The sequence below is a fragment of the Pseudomonas sp. AM8 genome (assembly GCF_036346475.1).
Taxonomy (GTDB): Bacteria; Pseudomonadota; Gammaproteobacteria; order Pseudomonadales; family Pseudomonadaceae; genus Aquipseudomonas; species Aquipseudomonas marginalis.
In genome coordinates, this window is sequence record NZ_JAOTNX010000003.1 from 231,073 (window position 1) to 248,914 (window position 17,842).

The following is a 17,842-nucleotide window of genomic DNA, read 5'->3' on the forward strand; positions in this document are numbered from 1 at the left end:
CCATGAGTTTTTTATGCCGTTAACCGATCAACACCGTTTTGGCATGCAACTGGCGCAAATGTCCCGAGGTTGGCGCGCCGAGCTCGACCGCCGTTTGGCCGGGCTGGGCCTGTCCCAGGCGCGCTGGCTGGTGCTGCTGCACCTGGCCCGTTTTGAAGAAGCTCCCACCCAGCGTGAGTTGGCGCAAAGCGTCGGTGTAGAAGGGCCGACCCTGGCCCGGTTGCTCGACAGCCTCGAAGGCCAGGGCCTGGTGCAACGCCAGGCCGTGGTGGAAGACCGTCGCGCCAAGCGCATCTTGCTATGTGACACCGCCAAGCCGTTGATCGAGCAGATCGAGACTATTGCCACGGCTCTGCGCCAGGAGCTGTTTATGGGCGTTGACGAAGAAGATATGCGTGTCTGCATGCGGGTGCATGGGCACATTCTGGCGAACCTGGAAAAGTCCTGATCCCAGGTGAAGTGACGATCAAAATGTGGGGGACTTGCTGTGGTGAGCGGGCTTGCCCCGCGCTGGGCTGCGAAGCGGCCCCAATGAGCCCGCCGCGATTCTTCAGAAAAACCGCAGGGCCTGGTTTCAGGGCCGCTCCGCAGCCCAGCGCGGGGCAAGCCCGCTCACCACAATTAATAGCCGCTCCAACACGGGTGCAGCGTTGTATCAGAACGTCTGCCCCAGGTTCAGGTACACCGCCTTCTGATTATCATCGTTGAAGCCATAGCTGAAATTCAGCGGCCCCAGCGGTGTATCAAACCCGAGGAAAATACTCGCGGCGTTGATATAGCCGCTGTCGAATTCATTGTCGTTGTTCCATGCCCGGCCGCGTTCCAGGGACGCGCCCAGGTACAGCGGGAAATCCAGCGGCAGGTAGGAGCGCGGTGTCAGCCGGCGGTAGTACACCGCGCGCATCAAGCTGATGTTCTGCCCGGATATCGCATCCTGGCGGAAGCCCGACAACTGCCGCGCACCCCCCAGCAGGAAGCTGGAAATCACCACGTCCGAATCATCCAGGGTACGCCCGTAGCGCCCGCCCAGTACCAGGGTGTCCGGACCATGGCTCATGGCCTTGTCCAGCTTGAACTCCCATTGTCGATAGCGCTGGTCCGAGCCCAACCCCGGTTCGAATTCGCGAAACGCCAAGCCAATGTCCTCGCCGCTGTGGGGGAAGTACACGTTATCCAGGGAGTCGAATGAATACTTCAGTTCATAGAAGCCTTCGCTGAAGCTCACACTTGGCAGGTCGCGGTCGCCGATGCGCACATCCGCCTTGCCCCAGGCCTCGCCGACGCCGAAGCGGATCTCGCCGCTGTTGCCGATCTGCCGCCCCACGTTGAGGCCGAAGCCGTAGCGTTCCAGGCGGTATTCGGAGATGGGGTCGTTGTCCAGGATCAGCTCGACGTTCTGTGCCTGGGCGCTGATATACGGCGCGACAAAATAGCGCGAACCGGTATCCATCGGCTGGTAGAACTCGCTGTAAAGCTCCTGCCGATCACCGATCTGTACCCGCGTCAGCCACTCGGCGCCCAGGCGATTGATGCCGTTCATGCGGTAGCTGGCGCCGAGGTTGAAGGCGCTGTCGCCGCGCATGTCGTCCGACAGGTTCAGGCCCAGGCGCAGGTAGTCGGTGCCGCTGCGTTTGCCGCGCGCGCTGATCACCAGGGTGTTGTCCTGGCCCTTTTTCACCACGCGGTATTGCACCTGCTCGAAGTAATCCAGGCCATACAGGGTGCCCATGTCGGTCTGCAGGCGGCCAAGTTCCAGCGGTTGGCCCAACGGTTGGCGGATGTAGTAGCGGATCACGTCGTCGCTGACCTTCGAGTCGTTCTCCACCTTGATCGCGGTGATCACCGGGGTGCGTTCGCCCGGGGTACGCGCGGCTACCAGTTGCGGGTCGGTCGGCTCGGCGGGGCGCAAATGGGCCAGGCGAACGTCAAGGGCGCGGGTGGCGCGGTAGCCGGCATCGATCATGTCCTTGGCGCGGCCGAAATCCGTCACGCCATAGGCGGCCAGGGGCGGCTGGATCAGTACGTCCTTGGGATGCAGGGCCTTGAGTTGTTCTTCGGAGTTGCGCCGGGTCATCAGGGTGATGGACTGGTTGAGCACGTCCACCACCGTTGCCAGTTGCTTGCGTGAACGCAACGGGGTGCCGATGTCGACCACGATGGCGATGTCCACGCCCATCTCACGCGCCACATCCAGTGGGATGTTATCGGTCATGCCGCCATCCACCAGCAGGCGACCATCCAGCTCCACCGGCGCGAACACGGCCGGGATCGACATGCTGGCGCGGATCACCTGGGGCAGGTGGCCCTTGCTGAATACCACTTTCTCGCCGGTGGTGATGTCGGTGGCCACGGCGCGAAAGGGGATCGGCAGCTTGTCGAAATTACGCGTGTTGCTGGTGTGGGCGAACATGCTTTCCAGCAGCAGCGCCAGGTTCTGGCCCTGGATCACGCCAAGGGGCAGGCCGAGGCTGCCGTCATCGCGGAAGCTGAGCTTCTGCTTGACCAGGAAATCCCGGTCATCCTGCTTGCGTCGAAACGGCACGTCTTCCCGTGGCGGTGCGTCGGACAGCGCCTGTTGCCAGTTGATGCCCAGGGCCAGTTTTTCCAGCTCATCGATCTTGTAGCCCGACGCATACAGCCCGCCAATCACCGCGCCCATGCTGGTGCCGGCAATCGCGTCGATATGAATACCCTGTTCCTCCAGGGCCTTGAGCACGCCGATATGGGCCAGGCCTCGGGCGGCACCGCCGGACAGCACCAGGCCGATTTTGGGGCGGGGCGTCTCAACGGCGTCGGCAAGAAGCGGGAGCAGGCACAGGAACAGGCAGGACAACAGGCGGCGCATCATGAATCTCGAGGCTGGGCGATAAAGGCCGGTATTATAGCCATCCGATCCGCCGAGCCCGTCACACCAGGAGCCTCTCAAATTATGTCGCTGAGCAAACCCGAGATTGTCATCACCTATTGCACCCAGTGCCAGTGGCTGCTGCGCGCCGCGTGGCTGGCGCAGGAGTTGTTGAGTACGTTTGCCGATGACCTCGGCCGGGTGGCGCTGGAACCGGCAACCGGCGGGGCGTTTCGCATCACCTGCGATGGCGTGCAGATCTGGGAGCGCAAGGCGGATGGTGGCTTCCCTGAAGCCAAGGTGCTCAAGCAGCGGGTGCGCGACCAGATCGACCCACACCGCGACCTGGGCCACAACGACCGTACGCCATGAAGGTCACCGCCACATCAGGGCGGTGACCCCTCAGTGCGCCGCTATTTGGCGGCCATCTTGCTTTTGATGAAGCCCACGACCCAGGTCAGTAGCAGGCCGCCGACACCGCCGCCGACGATGTTGCTGCCGACTGCCGCCACATCCAGCGCCTCGCCGCCCGATGTGCCGGTCAGCGCGGCCACGACCTGGCCCAGCACGAGCCCGCCGACACCCCCCAGCATGGTATTGAGCCCGGTGCCCAGGCTTTGTTTGGTCATGCCGGCCAAATTGCCACCGACGGCACCGCTGATGATCTGAACCAACAAGCTGATGAACATTTCCATGATGAAACCCCTGCATCGCGTTGATGGAGTGACCACTCGCGTGCAGCAACTGCAGAAAACACCATGGCTGTCGTCGAGGAGTCTTTATCCGTTGAACGACGGCTGACTGTTGCGGATGTTTAAAGTATAGATCAGGCCGTTGCAGCGGGCTGTCTGGCCTGGCTGGCGCTGCCCATCAGCCCGGAAAGCACGATGGCGACGATGATCAACGCGCCGCCCAGCAACATGCGCAGGGTCGGGGTTTCGGCAAACAGCAGCCAGGCCACGGTGATGCCGTAGACCGGCTCCATGGCGAACACCACCGAGGCGGTGCGCGCCTTGATCACCGCGAGGCTGGCAACAAACAGGCTGTGGGCCAGGCCGGTGCAGAACACCCCAAGCAAGCCGATCCACAACCAGTCCAGCGCGCGCACGTCCGCCAGCCCCGGCGCGGCCACGGGCAGCAGGCACACCGCGACCACCACGTTCTGGCACAGCGCTGCCTGCACGGCGGGAATCCGTCCGGAGCTGGCGCGGTTGTTCAGCGACAACAATGAGAACAGCAAACCCGAGACAATCCCCCAAAGCAGGCCACCCGTGGCTTCGCTGGCGAGATTGAAGTCCGGCGTCACCAGCACCAGGCCAACGGTGACCAAGGCCACCAGCACGATTTCATTGGCGCGGATACGCTCGCGGAAGATCAGCCCTTCGAGGATCACGGTAAACGCCGGGAATGCGGTGAACCCCAACGTGGCGACGGCCACGCCGGCGACCTTGACGGCAATGAAGAACGTCACCCAATGCGCCGCCAGCAACACGCCGCTGACCAGCAGGCGGCGCCAGTCCTGCAGCGCCAGGGTTTTCCAGGGGGCGTTGCTGGCGAAGCGCGCAAACACTGCCAGGGCAATCACGGCAAACGCGGCACGACCGAAGACGATGATGGCCGGGGAGGCGGCCGCCAGCTTGCCGAATACGCCGGTGAGGCCAAACATCAGTGCGCCGATATGCAGGGCGCCGAGGGCTGAGCGGGGAGTCATTGCGATCCTTGAACCAACGGGAGTGACAGGTTCGCAGTCTAGAGGGTGCCGGTGTGTGCGTCTGTCGTGGGACTCGCGATTTTTAGCGCAAGGCTCGCCCTATGTGGCGCGCCGCAACGCGCCGGGAGAGGCGCCGAATTCGCGCAGCATAGCGGCGGCAAAGGCACTTTGTGAGGTGTAGCCAACCCGCGCGGCGATTTCACCGACGGGCAGCGGCGTCTCGCGCAGCAGGTTCAGGGCCAGTTGCAGGCGCCGGCTGCGGATGTAATCCATGGGCGTCTGCCCGCATTCGGCGATGAAGCGCGCATGCAGGCGCGCCACCGATAGGCCGGCGATACGCGCCAGGTCGGCGACCTGCAACGGATGGGCGACGTGTCGCTCGATGTGCGTATTGAATGCCGCATACGGCAGGCGGCGGCCCGGCACCTGCGGGGCCTGCGGATGATTGAGGCTGGCCAGCAACAGCACCGCACCCTGTTGGGCGATCAATGGATCATCCACGGGGCTGTGCGCCAGCCATTGCACCAGTTGGTGCTGCCGGGAATCCAGGGCCAGGCGTGCCGGTTGATCGAGCAGGCGGCGGCTGGCGTCGGCGTGTTCGCCCAGGGATTGCAGGAGCCAATGCTCCGTGGGCACATCCAGCACCAGGCAACGGCTGCCATCGCGACTGCCACAGGCGTGGTGGGCGGAGAAGGGCAGCACCATCACGCTGCTTTCGCGCACCTGGCTGCCACGGCCGTCGACTTCCAGGTCCAGGTGGCCGGACAGGCCGAACACCAACTGCGCATGGTCATGGCTGTGGGCGATGGGCGCTTCGAGGTAGTGGCGTAGCGTGAGCGACGGTCTCATCGCGGTCTCCTGGGCGGCAGGGCGCCAGTCTACAACGCTTCGCGGCCGGCGGGCGCTGTCATCGGACTGACGCACGACTGTCATGGGCTATTAATCGCCAGGGCGCAAGCTCGCGAAAACAGCGTCGAGGGATGCCCATGACCAGTGCCGAGTTCACCAAGCCCAGCCGCAAGCAGCGGGTTCGTACCCTGTGGATTTCCGACGTGCACCTGGGCACCCGGGATTGCCAGGCCGAACACCTATCGCAGTTCCTCAAGGGCTACCACGCCGATAAGGTCTACCTGGTGGGCGATATCATCGACGGCTGGAAAATGCGCGGCGGCATGTATTGGCCCCAGGCCCATACCAACGTGATCCGTCGCCTGCTGACCATGGCCAAGCGCGGTACCGAGGTGATCTACGTCACCGGCAACCACGACGAGTTCCTGCGCCGCTACTCCAAGCTGATCCTGGGCAATATCCAGTTGGTGGATGAGGCGGTGCACGTGACGGCCGACGGTCGCCATCTGCTGGTGATCCACGGCGACCAGTTCGATGTGATCACCCGCTATCACCGTTGGCTGGCGTTCCTGGGCGACTCGGCCTACGAGTTCACACTCACCTTGAACCGCTGGTTGAACCACTGGCGCGCCCGCTACGGCTATGGCTACTGGTCTTTGTCGGCGTACCTGAAACACAAGGTCAAAACCGCCGTGAGCTTTATCAGCGATTTTGAAGAGGCCATCGCCCACGAAGTGACCCGGCGCGAGTTGCATGGCGTGGTGTGCGGGCATATCCACCATGCGGAGATTCGCAAGGTGGGCGAGGTGGATTACCTCAACTGCGGGGATTGGGTGGAGTCGTGCACGGCGTTGATCGAGCACTGGGACGGGAGCATCGAGTTGTATCGGTTGGCGGATGCCCAGGCGAAAGAAGCGCAGTTGAAAGCTGAGATGATCACAAACTGAAGGCCAACCACAGTCCAACTGTAGGAGCGAGCTTGCTCGCGAAAAACGTCAACGATAACGCGTGCAGCCTGAATAGGCGCGGTGCTTATGAGTTCTTCGCGAGCAAGCTCGCTCCTACGATTGGTTTTGTGTTTCTTCAGTTGGAGACGTCGGCGATGGCTTCGGCCAGAAGTGTCAGGCGTGTCGCATCAATACCCGCCACGTTGGCCCGCCCCGAACTGACCATATACACGCTGTGCTTCTCGCGCAGTTGCTTGACCTGCTCGGCACTCAAGCCGGTGTAGGAAAACATCCCGCGTTGCGCCCCGATGTGCGCAAACCGTTCCGATAAACCGTGGGGCGCCAACGCCTCCACCAGTCCGGAACGCAACTGCGCGATTCGCGCACGCATGGCTTCGACTTCCTCGCTCCACTGCTTTTTCAGCTCGGCATCCCCCAGGATGGTCGCGACCACCGCCGCACCATGGTCCGGCGGCGTCGACCACAGGTTGCGCGCGGTATTCGCCAGTTGGCTGCGTACATCCTTCAGCTTCTCGGCATCCGCCGCGCACACGATCAACGCGCCGACACGGTCGCGGTACAGGCCGAAGTTCTTCGAGCATGAACTGGTGATCAATACTTCCGGCAGTTCAGCCGCAAACAAGCGCACCGCCCAGGCGTCCTGCTCCAGGCCGTCGCCAAAGCCCTGGTAGGCGAAGTCGATCAGTGGCAGCAACTGGCGCTCACGCACGATGTGCAGTACCTGGCGCCAGTCATCCTGGGACAGGTCGAAGCCGGTCGGGTTATGGCAGCAGGCGTGCAGCAAGACCACGTCGCCCTTGGGCACGGTGGAGAGGGTTGCCAGCATCGCCGCCACATCCAGGCGGTTATCCGCGCCCACGTAGGGGTAATGGCTGACCCTGAGCCCGGCCTTGGCAAAGATGGTTTCGTGGATCGGCCAGGTCGGGTCGCTCAACCACACGCCACGGCCGGGCAGGCTGTGGGCGATAAAGTCGGCGCTCAGGCGCAGGGCCCCGGTGCCGCCTGGGGTTTGAGTGGCGCCGGCACGGTGTTCGCGCAGCAGGGCGGAGTGGGCGCCCAGCACCAGTTCGCTGATCAGGCTGCCGAACGCTGCATCGCCGTGGCCGCCGATATAGGTCTTGGTGGCCTGGGTGTCGACCAGGCGCTGTTCGGCGCGCTTCACCGAAGCGGGAATCGGCGTCAGGCCCTGGTCGTCCTTATAAACGCCCACGCCGAGGTCGAACTTGTTCGGGTTGGCGTCCTGGGCATACAGGTCCATCAAGCCGAGGATCGGGTCGCCGGGCACGCGGCCTATGGCATCGAAATGCATTACTTGCGGCCCTCGGCGTCCTTGGCCACTTCGTCGGTGCGCGCGGCCATGATGAAGTCGTTGCGGTGCAGGCCCTTGATGGAGTGGCTCCACCAGGTCACGGTGACCTTGCCCCACTCGGTGAGCAGGCCTGGGTGATGGCCTTCGGCTTCGGAGATTTCACCCATGGCGTTGGTAAAGGCCAGGGCGAACTTGAAGTTCTTGAACAGGAAAACCTTTTCCAGCTGCATCACGGCATCGCGCACTTCGATGTTCCAGTCGGGGATCTGCTTGAGCAGCACCGGCAGTTCTTCATCGCTGACTTGCGGGGCATCGGCGCGGCAGGCTTCGCAGTGGGCTTGGTTCAAGGTGGTCATGTGGTGGTGTCCTGAATTCGAGTGTTTAAAAACGGTCGTCAGTGGCGTCACCCTAAAGCAACGCGGGGCCAGGGAACAGACTCACCTGGCCTTAAAAGCTGAGGCTCACGCGGCTTTGGGCTTGGGTGGGAACTTCGGCGCGTGCAAGCCCAACTGCATACCGTGCTCGACCATGCCCATGATGTCTTCCTGCGCCACTTCGAACAGGCGCTTGAGGTTGGGCAATACGAAATACAGCGGTTGCAGGATGTCGATGCGATACGGGGTGCGCATCGCTTCCAGCGGGTCGAAGGCTTGATGTTCAGGCTGGTCGGACAGGCAGTACACGCTTTCCTTGGGCGACGACAAAATCCCGCCACCGTAGATACGCCGGCCGTCGGGGGTGTCCACCAAGCCGAACTCGATGGTCATCCAGTACAGGCGCGCCAGGTATACCCGTTGCTCCTTGCTGGCCGCCAGGCCGAGCTTGCCGTAGGTGTGGGTGAACTCGGCAAACCACGGGTTGGTCAGCAGCGGGCAGTGGCCAAAGATCTCGTGGAAAATATCCGGCTCTTGCAGGTAATCCAGTTCTTCGCGGGTACGAATAAAGGTCGCCACCGGAAACTGCTTGTTGGCGAGTAATTCGAAGAAGGTCTGGAAGGGGATCAGCGCCGGCACGCGAGCGACTTGCCAGCCGGTGGTCGCGGCCAGCACCTGGTTGATTTCACCCAGTTGCGGGATGCGATCCAAGGGCAGGCCGAGCTTGTCGATGCCGTCCAGGTACTCTTGGCACGCGCGGCCCTCGATCACTTTCAACTGGCGGGTGATCAGGGTGTTCCACACCGCGTGTTCTTCCGGCGGGTAGTGGATAAAACCTTGCGCATCGGGCTCGCGGGCCACGTAGTGCGTCTGCTTCATACGGCTCTCCTGCTAGGCATTCGTTCTTGTTATGTCCTGGGATGAGCCTATTGATACGCCGTGCGGGGCAAGATTCCATCGGCTTCAAAAGCGCTCATGTAGGAAAATTTACCGATTTTCGTAAAGTATTCGTTACGCTTGCTTGGCTCAATACGGTATTGGGCTGGGAAAAGCCCCCAAGCTGTCACATAATCTTGACGACTATCTGCGCCCAGCGACAAAAAGACGCGGCGCCTACCCACTTTTCGAGCCTTTTCATGCGTATCAAAGTGCACTGCCAGAACCGCATCGGCATCCTGCGGGACATCCTCAACCTGTTGGTGGAGTACGGCGTCAACGTCGCCAAGGGTGAGGTGGGGGGCGAGCATGGCAACGCCATTTACCTGTTCTGCCCAAACCTGGTGAACATGCAATTCCAGGCGCTGCGCCCGCAGTTCGAGGCGATTGCCGGGGTGTTTGGCGTTAAACGGGTAGGGCTGATGCCCAGTGAGCGTCGACATATGGAGCTCAATGCGCTGCTCGGTGCGCTTGAGTTTCCGGTGCTGTCCATCGACATGGGCGGCTCCATCGTCGCCGCCAACCGCGCGGCCGCGCAGTTGCTCGGGGTACGGGTGGACGAGGTGCCGGGCATTCCGCTGTCGCGCTACGCCGAGGATTTCGACTTGCCGGAACTGGTGCGCGCGAGTAAATCGCGGATCAATGGCCTGCGGGTCAAGGTCAAGGGTGACGTGTTCCTGGCGGATATCGCACCGCTGCAATCCTCCGAACATGACGACAGCGAAGCCATGGCCGGTGCCGTGTTGACCCTGCACCGTGCCGACCGTGTGGGTGAGCGTATCTACAATGTGCGCAAACAGGAGCTGCGCGGTTTCGACAGTATTTTCCAAAGCTCCAAGGTCATGGCCGCCGTGGTACGTGAAGCCCGGCGCATGGCGCCGTTGGATGCGCCTCTATTAATAGAAGGCGAAACCGGCACCGGCAAAGAGTTGTTGGCACGCGCTTGCCACCTGGCCAGCCCGCGCGGGCAATCGCCGTTGATGGCGCTGAACTGCGCTGGGCTGCCCGAGTCGATGGCCGAGACCGAATTGTTCGGCTACGGCCCCGGCGCTTTTGAAGGCGCGCGGGCCGAAGGCAAGCTCGGGCTGCTGGAGCTGACGTCAGGCGGTACGTTGTTTCTCGATGGTGTCGGGGAAATGAGCGCGCGCTTGCAGGTGAAATTGCTGCGCTTCCTGCAGGACGGCTGCTTTCGGCGCGTGGGCAGTGACGAAGAGGTGTACCTGGATGTGCGGGTGATCTGCGCCACCCAGGTGGACCTGTCCGAACTCTGCGCCCGTGGCGAATTCCGCCAGGACCTCTATCACCGCCTCAACGTGCTGTCCTTGCATATCCCGCCCCTGCGCGAATGCCTCGACGGCCTTGCTCCCCTGGTCGAGCACTTTCTCGACCAGGCCAGCCGGCAGATTGGCTGCCCGCTGCCCAGGCTGGCGCCTGCCGCCATGGACAAGCTCAGCCACTACCACTGGCCGGGGAATGTGCGGCAGCTGGAAAACGTGCTGTTCCAGGCGGTATCGCTGTGTGACGGCGGGACGGTCAAGGTCGAACACATCCGCCTGCCGGACTACGGCGTGCGCCAACCCCTTGGCGACTTTTCCCTGGAGGGCGGTTTGGAGGCGATCGTCGGACGCTTCGAGAAGGCGGTGCTGGAGAGCCTGTATGCCGAGCATCCCAGCAGCCGGCAGTTGGGGAAACGCCTGGGGGTGTCACACACCACCATCGCCAATAAGTTGCGTGATTACGAAATCCTCAAGTCCGACAAATAACCCAATGTGGGAGGGGGCTTGCCCCCGATAGCGGTGTGTCAGCTAAGAGTAATCTGGCTGACAGACTGCCATCGGGGCAAGCCCCCTCCCACATTGATCTGCGCCGTTGCCGTAAGCGGCAGTAGTCCGCCGTTTTTTCGACTATCCCTCCATCCATATTTTTCAATACCTTCGCGCAAACCCCCGTCGTTGCTGGGCTTCGTCCTCTTTTAAAAAGTTGGTTCGCAAATTGCTTAAGCCTCATCAGTACAGCGGTGGGCGGCAAGCCTGCGTCAGAAAGAGGAAAGAGCGTGGACAAGTACCTTTATGTGGCAATGACCGGCGCCAGCCAGAATGCACTGGCGCAGAAGGCCCATGCCAACAACTTGGCGAACATTTCCACCAACGGTTTTCAACGTGACCTGGAACAGGCGCGTTCGATGCCGGTGTTCGGTGACAGCTTTCCGGCGCGTGCGTTTGCCATGACCGAACGTCCCGCGACCGACTTCAGCCCTGGCGCCATGATCGAGACCGGTCGCGACCTGGATGTGGCGGTGAACGGCAATGGCTGGATGGCGGTGCAAACCCCCGATGGCGGTGAAGCCTACGTGCGCAGTGCCAGCATGAACGTCGATGCGCTGGGTGTGCTGCGCGCCGGCAACGGCATGCCGATCATGGGCAACGGTGGCCCGATCGCCGTACCGCCGCAGCAGAAAGTCGAAGTGGGCGCCGACGGCACCATCAGCATCCGCGCCATGGGCGAAGGCCCGCGGGTGATGGCTGAAGTGGACCGCATCAAGCTGGTCCAGCCCGACCTCAAGAATATGAATAAAGGCCTGGATGGCACCATCCATACCAAGGATGGCCAGCCGGCCGTCGCCGATGCGAACGTCACGCTGACCTCGGGTTTCCTGCAGGCGAGCAACGTCAACGCGGTTGAAGAAATGACCGCGGTCCTGGCGCTTTCCAAGCAGTTCGAGTTGCACATCAAGATGATGAACAGCGCCAAGGAAGACGACCAGGCCATGACCCGCGTAATGGCGATGAGCTGATAGCCGCGTTATTGACCGACTACTAATTTTTGCAGCGCAGCGCCAACAAACAGGCGCACGAAGGAGAACAGCATGCTTCCGGCTCTATGGGTTGCCAAAACAGGCCTGTCCGCCCAGGACACCAACCTGACCACCATTTCCAACAACTTGGCCAACGTGTCGACCACGGGTTTCAAACGTGACCGCGCCGAGTTCCAGGATTTGCTCTACCAGATCAAACGCCAGCCAGGCGCCCAGTCGACCCAGGACAGCGAATTGCCGTCGGGCCTGCAACTGGGTACCGGTGTGAAGATCGTCGGCACCCAGAAGAACTTCAACGCCGGTAACCTGCAGCAGACCGGGCAGCCGCTGGACATGGCCATCAACGGTAAAGGGTTCTTCCAGATCCTGCAGCCGGATGGGACCACTTCCTACACCCGTGACGGTACCTTCCACCTGGACTCCAATGGCCAGATCGTGACGGCCAACGGTTTCGCCCTGGAACCGGCTATCGTCGTGCCGAACAACGCCCAGACCTTCACCGTCGGCAACGACGGCACCGTGTCGATCACCGTGGCCGGTAACCCGGCGTCGCAAGTGATCGGCAACCTGCAAACCGCCGACTTCATCAACCCGGCCGGCCTGCAGGCGATGGGTAACAACCTGTTCCTGGAAACCGCTTCCAGCGGCGCGCCGCAAATCGGCACCCCTGGCCTGAACGGTTTCGGCACCACGCTGCAAAGCACCCTGGAAACCTCCAACGTCAGCACCGTTGAAGAGATGGTCAACATGATCACCACTCAACGCGCCTACGAGATGAACTCCAAGGTGATTTCCACCGCCGACCAGATGCTTTCGTTCGTAACGCAGAATCTGTAATCAAGTCTATGGGGCGCTCCTGAGAGCACCTGCAACACCGTGAGGTAAGGGTCATGAATCGCTATGTTTCCGTTCTGGCATTGAGTGGGATTGCCGTGCTCGCGGGCTGTGTCGCCCCGACGCCAAAACCCAATGACCCGTACTACGCGCCGGTGTTGCCGCGCACCCCACTGCCGGCGGCGGCCAACAACGGTTCGATCTACCAGGCCGGTTTCGAACAGAACCTGTACAGCGACCGCAAGGCGTTCCGGGTCGGTGACATCATCACCATCACCCTGAACGAACGCACCCAGGCCAGCAAGAATGCCAACTCCCAGGTGGGCAAGAACAGCACCGCCAGCCTTGGTTTGAGTTCTCTGTTTGGCGCCGTGCCCAACGTCAATAACCCGTTGAGCGACGGTGACCTGACCTTGAACGCCGGCTACAGCGGCAGCCGCGCTACCGACGGCAAGAGTGCGGCGGGGCAGGGCAACAGCCTGACCGGCTCGATCACCGTGACGGTCGCTGACGTATTGCCCAACGGCATCATTGCCGTGCGCGGCGAGAAGTGGATGACCCTCAACACTGGTGACGAATTGGTGCGCATAGCCGGTATGGTCCGCGCCGATGATATTTCCACGGACAACACCGTGCCTTCCACGCGGATTGCCGATGCACGCATTACCTATTCCGGTACCGGTGCTTTTGCTGATGCGAGTCAGCCCGGTTGGCTCGACCGTTTCTTCCTCAGCCCGCTGTTCCCTTTCTAGGTGACTACTTTGAAATTCAAACAGCTGATGGCGGCCGCACTGTTGCTGAGCCTGAGCGCAGTCGCCCAGGCCGAACGCCTGAAAGACATCGCCAGCATCTCCGGCGTGCGTTCCAACCAGTTGATCGGCTACGGCCTGGTGGTGGGGCTCAATGGCACGGGCGACCAGACCACCCAGACCCCGTTCACCCTGCAGACCTTCAACAACATGCTGTCGCAGTTCGGCATCAAGGTGCCGGCGGGTTCGGGCAACGTGCAGTTGAAGAACGTCGCGGCGGTGTCGATCAGTGCCGACTTGCCGGCGTTTTCCAAGCCGGGCCAGGTGGTCGACATCACTGTGTCGTCCATCGGTAACTCCAAAAGCCTGCGGGGCGGCACCTTGCTGATGACCCCGCTTAAAGGTATCGACGGTAACGTCTATGCCATCGCCCAGGGCAACCTGGTGGTGGGCGGGTTTGACGCTGAAGGTCGCGACGGTTCGAAGATCACTGTCAACGTGCCGTCGGCCGGGCGTATCCCGGGTGGCGCCACGGTTGAACGCACCGTGCCGAGCGGTTTCAACCAGGGCAACAGCCTGACCTTGAACCTCAACCGTTCGGACTTCACCACCGCCAAGCGTGTAGTCGACAAGATCAACGACATGCTCGGCCCTGGCGTGGCCCAGGCCATCGACGGCGGCTCGATCCGCGTCACCGCGCCGCTGGACCCCAGCCAGCGTGTGGACTACCTGTCGATCCTGGAAAACCTCGAAGTCGATCCGGGCCAGGCGGTGGCCAAGGTCATCATCAATTCGCGCACCGGTACCATCGTGATCGGCCAGAACGTCAAGGTCTCGCCGGCGGCGGTGACCCACGGCAGCCTGACCGTGACCATCACCGAAGATCCGATCGTCAGCCAGCCTGGGCCGTTGTCCAATGGCCAGACGGCGGTGGTGCCACGCTCGCGAGTGAATGCCCAGCAAGAAGCCAAGCCGATGTTCAAGTTCGGCCCCGGTACCACCCTGGATGAGATTGTGCGTGCAGTGAACCAGGTGGGCGCAGCGCCAGGCGACTTGATGGCGATCCTCGAAGCTTTGAAACAGGCCGGCGCGTTGCAAGCCGACCTGATCGTGATTTAAGGCCATGGCCATGGACATGCGTAACAGCGGCCTGACCAGCACGGCGGATTCGGGTTCGTATTCCGACTTGAATCGCCTGAACCAACTGAAGGTCGGCGACAAGAACAGCGAAGGCAACATGCGCAAGGTGGCGCAGGAATTCGAATCGCTGTTCTTGAGCGAGATGCTCAAGTCCATGCGCTCGGCCACCGAGGCCCTGGGCAAGGACAACCCGATGAACACCCCGGCCGCCAAGCAGTACCAGGAAATGTACGACCAGCAACTGGCGGTTTCCATGTCCCGCGAAGGCGGCGGTATCGGCCTGGCCGATGTGCTGATGCGCCAGATGCAGAAGAACAAGCCGGTGGACGCCCAGGCGGCCACCTTGCAGGGCCCGGCGGCGGCCGAGGCGGTCAAGAAAGTCGATGTGCCGACGCAAATTGCCGCCGGTACCCAGGCCGAGGGCCCGCTGGGGCGTTCCAATGGCCAGCGTCCACTGTGGGCCTATCGCGTGGCGGAGCCCCAGGCGGGCGCTGCAGCGGCCCATAGCAATGACATCGCACTGATGAACCAGCGCCGTATCGCCTTGCCGAGCAAGCTCACCGATCGCCTGCTCGCCGGTATCGTGCCGAGCACCGACACCACCACCGTTGCCCAGGCGGCGCCGTTGCGTAACAGCGCGGCCGCCGACAATGTGGTCAACAGCACGGCGCGCACGTTTGCCGTGCCGAGCGGGCGCATGCAGGTCTACGGCCGCGCCGTGGCCCAGCCGCCATTGGCACCGGTGAAGAAGGCGTTCAGCTCCCAGGATGAGTTTGTCGCGACCATGTTGCCGATGGCCAAGGCGGCGGCCGCGCGTATCGGTGTCGATCCGAAGTACCTGGTGGCCCAGGCCGCCCTGGAAACCGGTTGGGGCAAGTCGGTGATGCGCGCCGAGGATGGCAGCAGCAGCCACAACCTGTTCGGCATCAAGGCCGGCCAGAGCTGGCAGGGCGGCCAGGCCCGTGCAATCACCAGCGAGTTTCGTGATGGGGCGATGGTCAAGGAAACGGCGCAGTTCCGGTCCTACGATTCTTACCAGGACAGCTTCCATGACCTCGTGACATTGCTGCAAAGCAATGATCGCTATAAAGATGTTGTGAAATCGGCCGACAACCCGGAACAGTTTGTGCGCGAGTTGCAAAAAGCCGGGTACGCCACGGACCCGGCCTACGCCAGCAAGATTTCGCAGATCGCAAAAACCATGAACAGTTACCAGAATTACGCTGCCGCGGGCGCGACCACTCATTTATAAGGTCTGAACCATGAGTTTGCTCAATATCGGGATGTCGGGGCTTAACGCCGCTCAAGGATCGTTGTCGGTCTTGAGTAACAACATCGCCAACGCCAATACCGCGGGTTATTCGCGTCAGCAGACCACCCAGAGCGCAAATGCGTCGAACCAGTATGGCGGCGTGTTCATCGGCAGCGGCACCACCCTGGCCGACGTGCGCCGGGTGTACAACGAATACCTGGACACCGCCTACCAGAACAGCACCTCGCTCAACAGCGATGCCAAGGCTTATCTTGATCAGGTCAGTGCCGTCGACAAGACCCTGTCGGACAAGACCACCGGCATGTCCGCCGTACTCAGTTCGTTCTTCGCTGCTGTGCAGACCGCCTCGGCGAACCCCAACGATACCTCGGCCCGCCAGATCCTGCTCACGAACGCCCAGACGCTGAGCAACCGGTTCAACTCCATTTCCAGCCAGTTGAGCCAGCAGAAAGAGACCATTAACAGCCAGTTGTCCTCGATGAGCGATCAGGTCAACCAGCTGACTTCGTCGATTGCCTCTCTCAACAAGCAGATCGCCCAGGTGCAGGGTTCGTCGAACACCACCCCGGCCAACCTGCTGGACTCGCGCGCCGAAGCCGTGCGCTCGCTCAATGAGCTGATCGGTGTGACCGCCACTGAGAAGAACGGCGTGTTCAGTGTCAGCACCGGTAGCGGCCAATCCCTGGTGCTGGGTGACAAGTCCAATACCATTTCCGCCGTACCGAGCAAGAGCGACACCAGCCAGTACACGATCCAGCTCAATGCGGCCGGCGGTACGACGATGGACCTGGGCAACGTGATCAGCGGCGGCAGCATCGGCGGCCTGTTGCGCTATCGCAGCGACGCGTTGATTCCTGCGATCAATGATCTGGGGCGCATCGCGATTGCCACCGCCGATACGGTCAACAGCCAGTTGGGCCAGGGCCTGGACCTCAATGGCGAGTTCGGCGCCTCGATGTTCACCGACATCAACAACGCAGCCTCGGTTGCCCTGCGTAGCCTGGCTGCCCAAGGCAACCTGGGCGACGGTGCCCTGGGCGTGACGATCAAGGACAGCACTCAGCTGACCAACTTCGATTACAAGGTCAGCTTCAACGACGGCACCGACCTCAACAAGGTCACGGTGCTGCGCTCCGACGGCAAGGCCATGGGTACCTATGACCTCAGTGCCACGCCGCCTCCGGTCATCGATGGGTTCACCCTGGCGGTCAAGAGCGGTACGGTGCAGGCCGGTGACAGCTTCAAGGTCAGCCCCACCGCCAACGGCGCCAAGGAAATCGGCACGGTCCTCAGCGACCCCAGCAAGATTGCCTTTGCCGCGCCGTTGCAGGGCGAGGCCAGCAAGACCAACCAGGGCACCGGCACCTTCACGCCGCCGACGCTCACCGTGCCCCTGGACATACAGGGTGGTGCCGATACGGCACAACTGCGTACCGGCATCGAATACTCGATGCCGGTGAAGATGGTTTTCGGTAAACCGGCGGCCGATGGCACCCAGCCTTATACGCTGAGTAACGCCCAGGGCGATCCCATCGGTTCCGGCACCATCATTCCGGGACAGGCCAATAAGATCAGCATCAGCGTGCCGATGCGTGATGCCAGCGGTGCCTTGGTGTCGCCAGCCAAGAGCTTCAGTTTCGACACCACGGTGGGCGGTTCGCCGGCCAACGGCGACGGCACCTCGTTCTCGTTCAATGCCACCGGCAAGTCCGACAATCGCAACGCCCAGGCGTTGCTCGACCTGCAGACCAAGGCAACCGTGGGCCTGGCGGCCGATGGCAGCGGCGGCACCAGCCTGGTGGGCGCCAACAGCAAGCTGGTCTCCACCGTGGGCGCCAAGGCCGCTTCGGCCGGCACTGACAACACCGCTACCGGTGCGCTGCTGGCCGCCAACAAGAACGCGCGCAACTCCGTATCCCAGGTGAACCTGGATGAAGAGGCGGGCGACATGATCAAGTTCCAGCAGTACTACACGGCGTCGTCGCAGATCATCAAGGCTGCGCAAGAAACCTTCAGCACGCTGATCAATAGTCTTTAAG

Annotated in this window: 17 protein-coding genes; 10 read left to right on the forward strand and 7 right to left on the reverse strand. The window is 62.1% G+C overall.

The window, feature by feature from the left end:
• The first annotated feature begins 13 nt into the window (after positions 1–13).
• On the forward strand, positions 14–448 hold the full coding sequence (locus V3W40_RS10530; RefSeq protein ID WP_065924937.1) for a MarR family transcriptional regulator: 435 nt from the start codon (positions 14–16) through the stop codon (positions 446–448).
• A 207-nt stretch (positions 449–655) separates the two neighbouring features.
• Here V3W40_RS10530 and V3W40_RS10535 read toward each other — a convergent pair whose 3' ends face one another.
• Positions 656–2,845 (reverse strand): patatin-like phospholipase family protein, encoded by a 2,190-nt coding sequence (locus V3W40_RS10535; protein WP_330214990.1) that lies wholly within the window; start codon positions 2,843–2,845, stop codon positions 656–658.
• Positions 2,846–2,929: 84 nt separating this feature from the next.
• On the opposite strand from V3W40_RS10535, the gene V3W40_RS10540 reads away from it, so the two are divergent.
• On the forward strand, positions 2,930–3,217 hold the full coding sequence (locus V3W40_RS10540; RefSeq protein WP_027603826.1) for a SelT/SelW/SelH family protein: 288 nt from the start codon (positions 2,930–2,932) through the stop codon (positions 3,215–3,217).
• 41 nt (positions 3,218–3,258) lie between these two features.
• Here V3W40_RS10540 and V3W40_RS10545 read toward each other — a convergent pair whose 3' ends face one another.
• The 3 genes from V3W40_RS10545 to V3W40_RS10555 all read right to left on the reverse strand — a co-directional run bounded on the left by V3W40_RS10545 (position 3,259) and on the right by V3W40_RS10555 (position 5,405).
• Positions 3,259–3,540, reverse strand: a complete 282-nt coding sequence (locus V3W40_RS10545; protein WP_330214991.1) for a hypothetical protein — start codon at positions 3,538–3,540, stop codon at positions 3,259–3,261.
• Positions 3,541–3,671: 131 nt separating this feature from the next.
• The gene (locus V3W40_RS10550; RefSeq protein ID WP_065946835.1) at positions 3,672–4,556 is read right to left on the reverse strand and encodes a DMT family transporter; all 885 of its coding nucleotides are present in this window, start codon (positions 4,554–4,556) and stop codon (positions 3,672–3,674) included.
• A gap of 99 nt (positions 4,557–4,655) precedes the next feature.
• Positions 4,656–5,405 carry a helix-turn-helix transcriptional regulator gene (locus V3W40_RS10555; RefSeq protein ID WP_330214992.1) on the reverse strand — a complete coding sequence of 250 codons (750 nt, stop codon included), beginning with the start codon at positions 5,403–5,405 and terminating at the stop codon, positions 4,656–4,658.
• 137 nt (positions 5,406–5,542) lie between these two features.
• On the opposite strand from V3W40_RS10555, the gene V3W40_RS10560 reads away from it, so the two are divergent.
• The gene (locus V3W40_RS10560; RefSeq protein WP_065924942.1) at positions 5,543–6,352 is read left to right on the forward strand and encodes a UDP-2,3-diacylglucosamine diphosphatase; all 810 of its coding nucleotides are present in this window, start codon (positions 5,543–5,545) and stop codon (positions 6,350–6,352) included.
• A gap of 136 nt (positions 6,353–6,488) precedes the next feature.
• Here V3W40_RS10560 and V3W40_RS10565 read toward each other — a convergent pair whose 3' ends face one another.
• The 3 genes from V3W40_RS10565 to phhA form a co-directional block, all read right to left on the reverse strand.
• The gene (locus V3W40_RS10565; protein ID WP_330214993.1) at positions 6,489–7,682 is read right to left on the reverse strand and encodes an amino acid aminotransferase; all 1,194 of its coding nucleotides are present in this window, start codon (positions 7,680–7,682) and stop codon (positions 6,489–6,491) included.
• On the reverse strand, positions 7,682–8,038 hold the full coding sequence (locus tag V3W40_RS10570) for a 4a-hydroxytetrahydrobiopterin dehydratase (protein WP_315872359.1): 357 nt from the start codon (positions 8,036–8,038) through the stop codon (positions 7,682–7,684). The genes V3W40_RS10565 and V3W40_RS10570 overlap by 1 nt, the downstream gene beginning before the upstream one ends.
• A gap of 105 nt (positions 8,039–8,143) precedes the next feature.
• Positions 8,144–8,935, reverse strand: a complete 792-nt coding sequence (phhA, locus tag V3W40_RS10575) for a phenylalanine 4-monooxygenase (protein WP_065924944.1) — start codon at positions 8,933–8,935, stop codon at positions 8,144–8,146.
• A gap of 257 nt (positions 8,936–9,192) precedes the next feature.
• On the opposite strand from phhA, the gene V3W40_RS10580 reads away from it, so the two are divergent.
• From V3W40_RS10580 to flgK, 7 genes are all read left to right on the forward strand, one after another.
• Positions 9,193–10,755, forward strand: a complete 1,563-nt coding sequence (locus V3W40_RS10580; protein WP_065924945.1) for a sigma-54-dependent transcriptional regulator — start codon at positions 9,193–9,195, stop codon at positions 10,753–10,755.
• Between the two features lie 290 nt (positions 10,756–11,045).
• Complete coding sequence (locus V3W40_RS10585; RefSeq protein WP_065924946.1) at positions 11,046–11,786, forward strand: flagellar basal body rod protein FlgF; 741 nt, start codon at positions 11,046–11,048, stop codon at positions 11,784–11,786.
• A 72-nt stretch (positions 11,787–11,858) separates the two neighbouring features.
• Positions 11,859–12,644, forward strand: a complete 786-nt coding sequence (gene flgG, locus V3W40_RS10590; RefSeq protein ID WP_027603835.1) for a flagellar basal-body rod protein FlgG — start codon at positions 11,859–11,861, stop codon at positions 12,642–12,644.
• Positions 12,645–12,697: 53 nt separating this feature from the next.
• Positions 12,698–13,393 (forward strand): flagellar basal body L-ring protein FlgH, encoded by a 696-nt coding sequence (flgH, locus tag V3W40_RS10595; RefSeq protein ID WP_065924947.1) that lies wholly within the window; start codon positions 12,698–12,700, stop codon positions 13,391–13,393.
• A gap of 27 nt (positions 13,394–13,420) precedes the next feature.
• On the forward strand, positions 13,421–14,509 hold the full coding sequence (locus tag V3W40_RS10600) for a flagellar basal body P-ring protein FlgI (protein ID WP_033901075.1): 1,089 nt from the start codon (positions 13,421–13,423) through the stop codon (positions 14,507–14,509).
• 4 nt (positions 14,510–14,513) lie between these two features.
• Entirely contained in the window at positions 14,514–15,782 is a 1,269-nt protein-coding gene (gene flgJ, locus V3W40_RS10605) for a flagellar assembly peptidoglycan hydrolase FlgJ (protein ID WP_065924948.1), read from the forward strand.
• 10 nt (positions 15,783–15,792) lie between these two features.
• Positions 15,793–17,841, forward strand: a complete 2,049-nt coding sequence (gene flgK, locus V3W40_RS10610; protein WP_141606985.1) for a flagellar hook-associated protein FlgK — start codon at positions 15,793–15,795, stop codon at positions 17,839–17,841.
• The last annotated feature ends 1 nt before the right edge of the window (position 17,842 follow it).

Bases quoted from the DNA above. Each gene is read 5' to 3' on its own strand.
- V3W40_RS10535 (WP_330214990.1), bottom strand. From the start codon at position 2,845: ATGCGCCGCCTGTTGTCCTGCCTGTTCCTGTGCCTGCTCCCGCTTCTT.
- V3W40_RS10580 (WP_065924945.1), top strand. From the start codon at position 9,193: ATGCGTATCAAAGTGCACTGCCAGAACCGCATCGGCATCCTGCGGGAC.
- V3W40_RS10565 (WP_330214993.1), bottom strand. From the start codon at position 7,682: ATGCATTTCGATGCCATAGGCCGCGTGCCCGGCGACCCGATCCTCGGC.
- V3W40_RS10550 (WP_065946835.1), bottom strand. From the start codon at position 4,556: ATGACTCCCCGCTCAGCCCTCGGCGCCCTGCATATCGGCGCACTGATG.
- V3W40_RS10555 (WP_330214992.1), bottom strand. From the start codon at position 5,405: ATGAGACCGTCGCTCACGCTACGCCACTACCTCGAAGCGCCCATCGCC.
- flgG (WP_027603835.1), top strand. From the start codon at position 11,859: ATGCTTCCGGCTCTATGGGTTGCCAAAACAGGCCTGTCCGCCCAGGAC.
- V3W40_RS10545 (WP_330214991.1), bottom strand. From the start codon at position 3,540: ATGGAAATGTTCATCAGCTTGTTGGTTCAGATCATCAGCGGTGCCGTC.
- V3W40_RS10530 (WP_065924937.1), top strand. From the start codon at position 14: ATGCCGTTAACCGATCAACACCGTTTTGGCATGCAACTGGCGCAAATG.
- V3W40_RS10540 (WP_027603826.1), top strand. From the start codon at position 2,930: ATGTCGCTGAGCAAACCCGAGATTGTCATCACCTATTGCACCCAGTGC.
- flgK (WP_141606985.1), top strand. From the start codon at position 15,793: ATGAGTTTGCTCAATATCGGGATGTCGGGGCTTAACGCCGCTCAAGGA.
- flgH (WP_065924947.1), top strand. From the start codon at position 12,698: ATGAATCGCTATGTTTCCGTTCTGGCATTGAGTGGGATTGCCGTGCTC.
- V3W40_RS10600 (WP_033901075.1), top strand. From the start codon at position 13,421: ATGGCGGCCGCACTGTTGCTGAGCCTGAGCGCAGTCGCCCAGGCCGAA.
- flgJ (WP_065924948.1), top strand. From the start codon at position 14,514: ATGGCCATGGACATGCGTAACAGCGGCCTGACCAGCACGGCGGATTCG.
- V3W40_RS10570 (WP_315872359.1), bottom strand. From the start codon at position 8,038: ATGACCACCTTGAACCAAGCCCACTGCGAAGCCTGCCGCGCCGATGCC.
- phhA (WP_065924944.1), bottom strand. From the start codon at position 8,935: ATGAAGCAGACGCACTACGTGGCCCGCGAGCCCGATGCGCAAGGTTTT.
- V3W40_RS10560 (WP_065924942.1), top strand. From the start codon at position 5,543: ATGACCAGTGCCGAGTTCACCAAGCCCAGCCGCAAGCAGCGGGTTCGT.